The sequence below is a fragment of the Paramaledivibacter caminithermalis DSM 15212 genome (genome assembly GCF_900142245.1).
In the GTDB taxonomy this organism is placed as follows: domain Bacteria; phylum Bacillota; class Clostridia; order Peptostreptococcales; family Caminicellaceae; genus Paramaledivibacter; species Paramaledivibacter caminithermalis.
In genome coordinates this window covers 1-2,437 of sequence record NZ_FRAG01000124.1, presented here as the reverse complement: position 1 = coordinate 2,437, position 2,437 = coordinate 1, and the positions used below count along the sequence as shown (strand labels likewise).

Sequence of the window (2,437 nt, the reverse complement as noted above, 5' to 3'; positions counted from 1 at the left end):
TTTCTAGTATCATAGATAAATTGTAGCATATCTATTCAATGTTATGTTAACCAATTGTTGGATTTTTTACACGGTCTGACGTCCCCTTGTCATGTGAATATGACAGCTAAGGTGATGTAGAGTCACTTTGACTGTTTTTGTTTGAAACAATAATATTCTGTTAATTTATGTCGGAAAATATTTACAATGAAATTATTGACAAATTTGGAATGGGAGGGTAGAATTATATTCGTAGACAAGCTTGTTTATCTAGTTGGTAGAATTATCATAAAAAAGTATTTTCAAAAGATAGAATTGGAAATTATTCAAAAAGGTACTGTTAAAAGAATTATAAAAAATATTCTGAAAACTTATTATTTCTGCCTGTAATAGAGAATTATAATTTGCTTATAAAATCTTTGTAAAGGTTAAAGTGAACAGGCTTTCAGCCTGACCTTGGCAAAGATTTTAACACAAATATTTAAGTAATTACCAGGCAGAAAGGCAAAGTATAGGGGGTTGAACCCTAAACCCTTGCAAATACTAAGTTTGCGTATGTTTTTGACAATACCATCAAACAAAGGAGGATATAAAAATGGTTACTTTGTGTCTATGGTTGAAAACAATTTGATCTAGATAATTTATGGAGTAAAGAAATGCTTTTACCAATTCACACTAAAAATTTATTTGTGGAGGTATTCTGATGAAGAGAATTAAGAATTTTATTAGCATGATTATCATGACTATGATGGTATTTTCATTAGCATGCACACCAATATTTGCAAATGAAACAGCAAGTAATAGTGGATTTGACAAATATCTTAATTTAAAAGGTGAAAATAATAAATTAGATATTCAAAGTGAAAGAAACATTGGTTGGAAGAGTAATAGCAATCTAGATTCTGATGAATATATACAAATGTTACTTAATGAAGGAATAAAATTTGAGGTTAAAGATACTTACTATAAAAAAGCTGATTTTAAAATGATTTCCATGGCAAGTTCAGAAGACTTGGTTGAGCTTAATGGAAAAAAATATGTAAAAGTAGATGAAAAAGTTACAATTAATAAGTTTCCTGTATCTCTAGCTGCAAGTCAAGGAGATACAAGAATTAGAGAAGTTACAGAATCTTCTACTCAAGTAATTGATAGTTTAGCAGATGATTTTGATCAATTTATAACAGGGTCAATTTTTGTATTAGCAAGCTATGCACATCCTGTTGGTGGTTTTGTATCAAGTCTTGCAACTTTATTCCCATATAACCAAGAAGAGTATGGATGGGTTAGAGCAGAAGTATTAAATGCATACTATTATACTAATGTATGGCATGAAGTATATGATATAGTTGGATATATACCAATGGTTATTACTGAATCAAGAAGAACTAATGTAAAATACGAGCAAAATGTAACAAATAAATATACTGGAGCTTCTGATACGGAATATAAATGGTATCAAGCTGTATATTATGAATACTCTATGTACTATGGTGAGCTTACTAGAAACCTAAATGAAGCTGAAAACAGATATAATGCTGGGTTAAGAAACCCACAGATTTATAGATATTACACAGGTACAGTAATAGATAATACTTCAAAATTACCTTAAATAAGTAGGAGTTAGCATGTTAAATAGAGGGCTATTTGTTAAAATCATAGTTATACTTATATTTATTAGCATAGGATATAGTATTTTTAATATAAAAGAATTTGATCTTGAATTTTTAGTCGATAAAAGTAAATCAACTATTAGCGTTGAAAATATTAGATTAAATGGAAAAGTAACTAGATTACCTTTAAATATATATTATATCAATGGAAAATTGAAGATTGGGGATCAAGAGTATATACTTACAGAATATAAAAAAGAAGATAGTCCTAGAGATTTAAAAGTGGATGCGTATAAAATATATTTTGTTGACAATAACAACTCAAATAATTTTTATGGGTATGCTAGAGTTACAGGAAATATATTAAATGATAGTGTTAAGAGCATGTATATCTCCGTGATTACAACTAAAAAAAACATAGGTTCAACTCATGAAGAAAATATTAATGCTTACATTAAAAAATAAATCTTTCTTAGAATCTAATAAATCAGCCATGGTTTTATATCTTAAGAACCATGGCTTTCTCAATGTAAGCGTCGAGGAATCCTGCCTAGAATACATCAAAAAGCTCTGCTAAAATAACAGATAGTAAAACTTAAGGAGGTATCTGTTTATGGTCAGTGAAGCACCATTTGTAGACTGAGATAATATTTTAGATAAACTTTATTTTTATAAAGGAACTATTAAGGTATTTTGTAAAAAAAATAACATTAGTGTCCATCAATTGTATTATCGAAGAAAGTGAGCCATTATTTGTTTTTCGTACGTGACAAGGGGACGTTTCGTTTGACATGTGAGTTATACCCGATTTGCTGGACACAAAGAAAAGTATGTATAATATAAATAAG

General features: G+C 28.7%; 2 protein-coding genes. Both read left to right on the top strand.

What is annotated here, in order from left to right; genetic code table 11:
- Positions 1 to 682: 682 nt before the first annotated feature.
- Positions 683 to 1,588 (top strand): hypothetical protein, encoded by a 906-nt coding sequence (locus BUB36_RS18735; RefSeq protein ID WP_073153816.1) that lies wholly within the window; start codon positions 683 to 685, stop codon positions 1,586 to 1,588.
- A 16-nt stretch (positions 1,589 to 1,604) separates the two neighbouring features.
- Positions 1,605 to 2,054 (top strand): hypothetical protein, encoded by a 450-nt coding sequence (locus BUB36_RS18730; protein WP_073153813.1) that lies wholly within the window; start codon positions 1,605 to 1,607, stop codon positions 2,052 to 2,054.
- Positions 2,055 to 2,437 lie beyond the last annotated feature (383 nt).

What these genes read in the sequence shown, in the direction of transcription:
- BUB36_RS18735 (WP_073153816.1), top strand. Translation starts at nt 683, where the DNA reads ATGAAGAGAATTAAGAATTTTATTAGCATGATTATCATGACTATGATG.
- BUB36_RS18730 (WP_073153813.1), top strand. Translation starts at nt 1,605, where the DNA reads ATGTTAAATAGAGGGCTATTTGTTAAAATCATAGTTATACTTATATTT.